The following is a 7,502-nucleotide window of genomic DNA, read 5'->3' as shown; positions in this document are numbered from 1 at the left end:
TTTGCCTACCTCAAGGCCACACTCGAGGCCATCGCCGCAGGCCATCCAACCCGCCGCATCGACGACCTGCTCCCATGGAACTTCAGCCCGTCAAGCTGATCCTGAGTGCCCTGTAGGCACCGCTTACGGATATCCGCTTCCTCGGCCTGTTCGAGGCTGCGCACATAGCCCATGCCGGCGTTGTTGATCAGCACATCAATGCGCCCTTGTTCTGCGATGACGGTATCGACCGCGCGAGTGACCGAGGCGCTGTCCTGCACATCAAGCTGCAGCACGGTGAGCGAGACCCCCGCCGCCTGTGCCGCCGCATCAAGGGCGCCGCGTTTTTGCGTGTTGCGCATGGTGGCATAGACGATGTGTCCGGCCTGTGCCGCCTGAACCGCGGTGGCGACGCCCAGTCCGGTGGAGGTGCCGGTGATGAGGATGATTTTCGGCATGTTCGATCCTTATGATCAGTGGTTTGCAATCGACAGCCAGACCCGTTCAAAGGTCTGTTCGATCAAGGGTTCGGGGGTGGTTTGGCCAGAGAGGACGGCGCTGCGCGCAAGCTGCATGGCGGGCGCCACCAGCAAGAGCGAGAGCAGGCTGGCATCCAGATCGGCCAGCGTGCCGTCATCCACCCCGCGTTTGAGCAGCGCGGCAATGTCAGCGGCATATCGGTCGGTGATCGCCTGTTGCTCGGGCAGCAGGATATTCGCCGCATTGGCGTATTCGAGGAACAGAAAGTCCTTCGGGCGGGCGCGCACAAAGCGGAACATGGCAAGCCACATCTCGCGCACGAGGCGGGTGCTGTCGGTCTCCGAATGGTGCTTGGTGATGCAGTCGTGGAACTCTGCCTTGATCTCCATATAGACCTGCCGGAGCATGTCGTCCTTGCTCTCGAAATGGACATAGACCGTGCCCGCCGAGACCTGTGCCCGCTGGACAACGCCCGCGACATTGACCGCCGCAAGGCCGTTCTCGACCACTTCGGCAACCAATGCGTCGCGAATTTTCGCTCTGGTTTTCGCCTTGCTGAGTCGCGCCATGGATCACCCTCCTGTCTGAGAATGGGTAGTTATGATAATGAATATTCATTATCAATAGGGGATGAGGATTTTTCTTGGCGTGGGTCTTTGGAACCGCCGAAATGAAATGCCAGCGTGACACATCGCGCGAGGTGGCTGCGCGATTGGATGTGGGGGAGGGTAGTTCCCGAGGCTGTCGGCAAGCTAGGTGCCGCCACGCGCAAGCGCGGCCAAGAAAACCAATAATCCCGAGGGAAAGCGGCTCTTGACGGGGGCTGGCATGATGGCGGCATGGAGGATCGTGCTGTTTGCCCATTCCTCACCGCGGGCTGGTGCTGCCTTCGCCCGCGGCCCAGAAGTTGCGATCAGTGCAGGGTATGGCTGACAGTTTCTTCGTCGGGGTCGATGATCGGATCGAGCACCAGAACCAGCCGTGTCTCGCCGCTGCCTTCGATCGGCGGCGAGCGGTGGCGCAGGTTGAGCTCCGGCGTCACCGGCCAGCGGGTTCCGCGCAGCATGATCGGCGCGCCCCTTGGCACAGTCGAGATGCGGTCGGGGTCGCGGCCTTCATTGGCGATGCCATATTGGGTGCCGGTGCCGCGATAGGTGCAGACCAGCCGCGCGGTGACCGCGTCGATATGGAATTTGCGACAGGCGTTGCCGCGCACCACATCAAGACGCAGGCGCAGGTAATCGACACGCATGATCTCGGCAAAGATCGCCGCCAGCGCCGAAATATCATCGACCAGCAGATCGCGCGCCGGACCCTTGGGCGTGCCGCAGGCGCCGGTGATCTCCTGCAACGCCTCGCTGACCCTCACCACCGGCAGGACCATCCGCGCTTTGGGCAGGTGATCGGGCGCGAGATCGTCGATCCAGCGGTTGAAACTGGGCAGCGGCTGGCGCTCCCAGATCGCACCGGCGCAATCGGCGCGGCGGATCAGCGAAAGGGCTTCGGGCGTGGCAACCCGATGGACCCCGTGTTCGGCAAGCGCATCGGTCGCCGGAACCGAGGTGGCGTGGATAAATGTCATGATGATCCTTTCGAAAGCCGGTAGCGCAGGGTTTGCCGCGCTACGGTGGAGGGCCTCAGGGTTGGTAGGGCAGCGAGGAATGATGCAGCACGATGCGCAGCACATCCTGCGCGTCCTTTTGGTAGCCGAAACTCTTGTCGACCTTGGTCACGGCGCCAGAGCGATCGGTGAGGATGATCCAGCCCATCCACATGGCGATATCGCCCGCGATGAGTTCCGCCGAGGTCACGCTATCGACCGCGCGCCATCCGCGGATCGCGAAGCCGGTATCAAGGGGATACTCGGCGGAATGCCCGCAGAAATAGGCGAGTGCTCCGGCTTTGGTCGGGCGAAAGCTCTGGGCGCCGCTGGCCATCGTGGGTTTGAACATCACCGGCCCCAGATCATAGCCGTAGTTCGCCTCCAGATGGCGCAGCGCGGCGGTGCGGGCTGCCTCGAGCCCGCGCGCTTCATAGGCCTTGGAAATCGCCACTTTCTGCGCGCCCCACACCATGCGGGCGGCCAAGAGGTCTTGCGATGTGATCATTGTCACCCTTCCGGTTGCGGGCTGGAAAACGCGCTGGCTCAGCCGCTCCAGCGCGGGAAGGGATCGGGCAGGGATACCCATGCGTCGGGCGCGAATTCCGCGGTGTCCACCAAGGCGCCATTCAGCAGCGCGCAGATCACCTCGCGCTCGAGCCCGGCGCCGATGAAGACGATCTCCTGCCGCCGGTCGCCCCAAGGTTCGACCCAGTTGCGGGCGATTTCGGCCTGCGCCTCGGGATGGGTTGGCAGCCGGTCTTGCGGCACCGAGGCCCACCAGCGCCCCAGCGGCGTTACCGAAGACATCGAACCCGCGAGGCTGAATTCGGCGGCCCAATCCGGGCGGGTTGCGATCCAGAAATGCCCTTTGGCGCGGATCGTGCCCGGTAGCGGGCCGTTCAACACATCATGCAGCTTGGCCGGATCAAAGGGCGCGCGGGCGTGATAGACGAAAGAGGTGATGCCGTATTCCTCGTCTTCGGGCACATGGTTGGCAAAACCATAGAGCTCCTTGGCCCACATCGGATGCTCATGCGCGGTGTCGAAATCGAACAGGCCGGTATCGAGGATGCTCTCGGGCGGCACATCGGAGTGATCGGTTTCGATGATCTTGGCATCGGCGTTCAGGCTGCGGATGATCTTGCGGGCGGAGGCGCTGCGCTCGGGCCCCGCATCCGAGACCTTGTTGAGGATCACCACATCGGCAAATTCGATCTGTTCGGTCAACAGGCTGACGAGGCTGCGATCGTCCTGATCGCCGAGGGATTCGCCGCGGTCGGTGAGGAAATCATGGCTGGCGTAATCCTGTAGCAGGTTTACCGCATCCACGACTGTCACCATCGTGTCGAGCCGCGCCACATCCGACAGGCTCTGGCCGTGTTCGTCGCGAAAATCAAAGGTTGCGGCCACCGGCAGGGGCTCGGAAATACCCGTGCTTTCGATCAGCAGATAGTCAAACCGGCCTTCCTCCGAGAGTTGCCGCACCTCTTGCAACAGGTCGTCGCGCAGCGTGCAGCAGATGCAGCCGTTGGACATTTCGACCAGTTTTTCCTCGGAGCGCGACAATTCGGTGCCCTCGCGCACGAGGTCGGCGTCGATATTCACCTCGGACATATCGTTGACGATGACCGCGACGCGCCGCCCCTCGCGGTTGTTGAGCACGCGGTTGAGAAGCGTGGTTTTGCCCGCGCCGAGGAAACCGGAAAGGACGGTGACGGGCAGGCGGGTATCGATAGCTGACATGGCTGGTTCCTTGTGGTTGTCAGTGTGTCGGGATGGTTTTGGCGGTGCGCGGGCGATGGCCTGCGCAGGTGGCACGCGCGCGCAGGCCGGTTGCCATTGCCTCGCGGCGTTGGGCGTATAAGGCCAATGCGGCGGCTGTGGATCAGAATGGATATTCGCTGGTATCGGCCATCATGCCACCCTGCAGCGCCTGCGGTTCTGGCGTGGTCTCGGGCCGCATCAACAGCAGTTTGAGGCTCTCGTTCAGCTCCGCCTCGTCAAAGCCGCGGGCAATGACCACGACGCGGCTGGTGGTGTCCGCGCCGGTCCATGATTTCAGCGGCACGGGGGCGTCGAAAATATGCTGCACCCCGTGAAAGACAAAGGGATACTGCAGCCCCTCGACATGCAGGATGCCTTTCATCCGCAGGATGTCCGGCCCCCTGAGCGCGACCAGCCCATCCAGCCAGGCATCAAAGATATTGACCGGAATCGGGTCGCTCACCTCGATGGAGGCCGAGCTGATCTGGTGGTCATGGCGGGGGTTCGTGGCTGGCGGTGACGGGGTGAAACCCAGCGGTGCCGAGGGTTTGGCGAGAATGCCCGAAAGCCCGGCCAGAGGGTCGGATTTGGCCACTTGCGCCACCTCTGGCACCTCTGCCGCGGGTTTGGTCGATATCCCCAGCCAGTGGACCACATGCGCCGATGTCACATCCCCGCGCATCGCGGTCAGGCCGAACAGCATGCCCGGCGGCACCTTTCCGTGGGCGGCATGGACGCGTTTTGCCGAGGCGTTGATCTTGCTTAACCGTGTCTCAAAGCGGCGCAGGTCAAAGGGATCGACGAGATCGGTTTTCGTGAGGATCAGCAGATCCGCGATCGCCGCCTGATGCACCGCCTCGAATTGCCGGTCGAGGGTTGTCATCCCCGTCGCCGCATCCGCCAGCGTCACCACACCATCCAGCCGGAAGGCGCGCGCGATCTGGTGGTCGGTCACCAGCGTATGGACGATCGGCCCCGGATCGGCGATGCCGCTGGTTTCGATCACCACCCTGTCGAAACCGACCTCTCCGGCATCGCGCTTGGCCTGCAAGCCGGTCAGGGTCTTGGCCAGATCCCCGAGGATCGCGCAGCAAAGACAGCCCGATTGCAGCAACACGGTTTCCTCGGTCGCCGTCTCGATCAGGTCGTGATCAAGCGCCACATCGCCGAATTCATTCATGATCACGGCAATCCGTCCGGCCTCGGGGTCGCGGATCAGGTGGTTCAGCAGCGTTGTCTTTCCTGCCCCGAGAAAGCCGGTCAGCAAAGTGACCGGAACGCGTTTGTCCTCCAGTGCCATTTTCGGTTTGCCTTTTCGCTGTGGATTTGGTTTTAACCGGGATGTGTTATGATATAATATTACTATAGGCAAGAGCCGCGAAAGGACCGAGATGTCAAAATTGCAATTCCACACCCGACAGTCGGTCGAGCAGGTCGAGGAAGGCACTGATCTGGCGCCGAAATTCGGCGCAGACGGGGTGTTGCCCTGTATCACAACCGACGCCGCGACCGGTGAGGTGCTGATGCTTGGCTGGATGAATGCCGAAGCCTTTCGGCTGACCATCGAGACCGGTGAGGCGCATTACTTCAGCCGCGCGCGCGGGGTGCTATGGCACAAGGGCGCAACCTCGGGTCTGGTGCAGAAACTGGTCGAGGCGCGTATCGACGACGATCAGGATGCGCTCTGGCTGCGGGTCGATGTCACCGGCTCGGGCGCCTCCTGCCATGTCGGCTACCGCTCGTGCTTTTATCGGGCGGTGCCCCATGGCGCCGAGGCAGGCGCGCCGCTGGTCTATGTCGAGGATCACAAGACATTCGATCCCGTGGCGGTTTATGGCGATGCGCCGAACCCGACGCAGCTATGACCTCACAGGATGAAGCACCTGCGCTGGGCCATCCTGCCAGTGGGCTGATCACCGATGGCGCGATTTCGGTGCAGGTGCTTGCGCTCAACGGGCGCGATTGATCAGGTGCGGGACCGGCGGCGGGGGTGCGCGCCGGTCAGAAGCCCTGACGGGTCAACTCTCCGGTGATCCGGTCCCGTGTATCCTTATCGCGGATCGGGAAGGCGGCGAAATACTGGGCCACCGAGGCGTCCGGCTTGCGGCGCAACACATCCTCGCGCCAGCGGCTGGCCTGTTGCTGGCGGCCATCCAGCCCGTTGGCCGCGGCGGCGATCATCGAGATCAGGTAATGCGCGCCCGGCGTCGAGGCCGCGCGGTCGGCCAGTCGCGCGGCGGCAGCGGTGTCGCCGGTCTGGATCAGCGCCTGCGCCCGCACCCCGCGAATGCCATAGAGCAGCGGATCGAGCGGGCTGAGACCGAGCGCGGCATCAAGCCCGGTATCGACCTTCGGGATATCGCCGATCATCAGCGCGGTGAAAGCGCTGGCATAGAAACCCTGCGCATAGTTCGGATTGAGCTCGATCGCGCGTTCGAACCAACCGGCGGCGATCTCGGGCTGATCGGCAAGCCAATAGGACCGGCCCATCGTGTAATGGGTGAAGGGATCAAGCGGATCGAGTTCCAGACCGCGCTCGGCATGGGTTCTTGCCGCCATCGCCGATGCCCCGCTATCCGGCCCGAGATGCAGGAAAGCGTCGATAAAGCGGGTGAACGAGAGACCGGCATGGGCGCGGGCAAACTGAGGGTCGAGCCTGATTGCGCCGTGGAAATGCCCTTTGGCCAGCTGGTTGGCCTCGGGTGTGAACCGGTAAAGCTGGCTCAGCCCGAGATGGAAGGTCTTCCACGCATCCAGCCTCTCGGCGCCGGAATGGATCGCAAGGCGCACCTCGTTTTGCGGCACATGCAGGTCGAGCGCGGTGACAACATGGGTGGTGATCCGCTGGCGCAGGTCTTCGATCCCCTCTATCGGGGCGGTCAGCCGGTCGCCCCAGATCACCTCGCCCCGGACTGCATCGACCAATTCGATGGCCACGGCAACGGCGCCGGACAATCCTTCGATCACCCCCGAGAGAACATAGCCCGCCCCCAGCGCGGTGCCGACCAGTTCCGGCTCATTCTGACTCTGGCGAAAGCGGAAGGACGAGCCGCGGGCGATCACCGCCAGCCAGCGCAGACGCGAGAGTGCCTGAATGATTTCATGGGGGATCGCCTCGGCAAGGATTGCCAGATCGGGCGCCGCGCCAAGGGGCCGGAAGGGCAGGACCGCCACCGAAGGGCGTGACAGCTCGCCCTTATCCGCTGCGGGTGAGGGCTGGATGGGCTGCGCGGGGGCAGTCTCGGTCACCTCGGCGACAAAGCGAAAGCCTTTGCCATGGATGGTGCGGATGAGAGCCTGATTGCGTCCGTCATCGCCGAGGGCCTGACGGGCCGAGCGGATCCTGCTGGAAATGCTGGCATCCGAGACAATGCGGTCGGGCCAGATGGTATTTGCGATCTCGTCCTTGCTGACCATACGGGACCGGTGCCGCACCAGATGGATGATCAACTCCAGCACCTGCGGCTCGGCGTGGACGGTCTCGCCCCTCAGGGCGAGTTCGAACCCCTTCGGGTCCAGCCGATAATCACCGAATTGCCAAGCCATATGCGAAGATACTGCGTTTTTGCGTATTTCTACAGGAATTCTTCAGGGCGGCTTCAAGCACAGGGCCATTGGTGGTTGCAGGATGCGGTGCAGCCCCCAAAGAATAATCGCGCCGATCCAACCCATAGCA

General features: G+C 63.1%; 8 protein-coding genes and 1 pseudogene. 2 read left to right on the top strand and 7 right to left on the bottom strand.

Annotated features, from left to right (window positions below; translation table 11 throughout):
- Positions 1-99, top strand: a 99-nt coding sequence (locus DDE20_RS16050) for a transposase domain-containing protein (RefSeq protein ID WP_133240353.1), incomplete at its 5' end; no start/stop codon positions are given.
- 35 nt (positions 100-134) lie between these two features.
- Here DDE20_RS16050 and DDE20_RS16045 read toward each other — a convergent pair.
- The 6 genes and pseudogenes from DDE20_RS16045 to DDE20_RS16020 form a co-directional block, all read right to left on the bottom strand.
- A pseudogene (locus tag DDE20_RS16045) lies at positions 135-437 on the bottom strand (SDR family NAD(P)-dependent oxidoreductase); the annotation flags it as partial.
- A gap of 15 nt (positions 438-452) precedes the next feature.
- Positions 453-1,028 carry a TetR/AcrR family transcriptional regulator gene (locus tag DDE20_RS16040; protein ID WP_240608141.1) on the bottom strand — a complete coding sequence of 192 codons (576 nt, stop codon included), beginning with the start codon at positions 1,026-1,028 and terminating at the stop codon, positions 453-455.
- A gap of 344 nt (positions 1,029-1,372) precedes the next feature.
- Entirely contained in the window at positions 1,373-2,041 is a 669-nt protein-coding gene (locus tag DDE20_RS16035; protein ID WP_116559537.1) for a DUF1826 domain-containing protein, read from the bottom strand.
- A gap of 55 nt (positions 2,042-2,096) precedes the next feature.
- Positions 2,097-2,567, bottom strand: coding sequence for a phosphoribosyl-AMP cyclohydrolase (locus tag DDE20_RS16030; RefSeq protein ID WP_116559536.1), 471 nt, complete (start codon positions 2,565-2,567; stop codon positions 2,097-2,099).
- 38 nt (positions 2,568-2,605) lie between these two features.
- Positions 2,606-3,805 (bottom strand): GTP-binding protein, encoded by a 1,200-nt coding sequence (locus tag DDE20_RS16025; protein WP_116559535.1) that lies wholly within the window; start codon positions 3,803-3,805, stop codon positions 2,606-2,608.
- A 142-nt stretch (positions 3,806-3,947) separates the two neighbouring features.
- Positions 3,948-5,126, bottom strand: a complete 1,179-nt coding sequence (locus tag DDE20_RS16020) for a CobW family GTP-binding protein (protein WP_116559534.1) — start codon at positions 5,124-5,126, stop codon at positions 3,948-3,950.
- A 91-nt stretch (positions 5,127-5,217) separates the two neighbouring features.
- Between DDE20_RS16020 and hisI the strand changes: the two genes are divergently transcribed.
- Positions 5,218-5,691 (top strand): phosphoribosyl-AMP cyclohydrolase, encoded by a 474-nt coding sequence (hisI, locus tag DDE20_RS16015; RefSeq protein ID WP_116559533.1) that lies wholly within the window; start codon positions 5,218-5,220, stop codon positions 5,689-5,691.
- A 136-nt stretch (positions 5,692-5,827) separates the two neighbouring features.
- Here hisI and DDE20_RS16010 read toward each other — a convergent pair whose 3' ends face one another.
- Positions 5,828-7,372 (bottom strand): winged helix-turn-helix domain-containing tetratricopeptide repeat protein, encoded by a 1,545-nt coding sequence (locus tag DDE20_RS16010; RefSeq protein ID WP_116559532.1) that lies wholly within the window; start codon positions 7,370-7,372, stop codon positions 5,828-5,830.
- Between the last annotated feature and the right edge of the window lie 130 nt (positions 7,373-7,502).

It is taken from the genome of Pararhodobacter oceanensis, assembly GCF_003076755.1.
Classification (GTDB): Bacteria; Pseudomonadota; Alphaproteobacteria; order Rhodobacterales; family Rhodobacteraceae; genus Pararhodobacter; species Pararhodobacter oceanensis.
The sequence above is the reverse complement of the archived record's forward strand: the minus strand, read 5'-3'. Positions and strand labels throughout refer to the sequence as shown.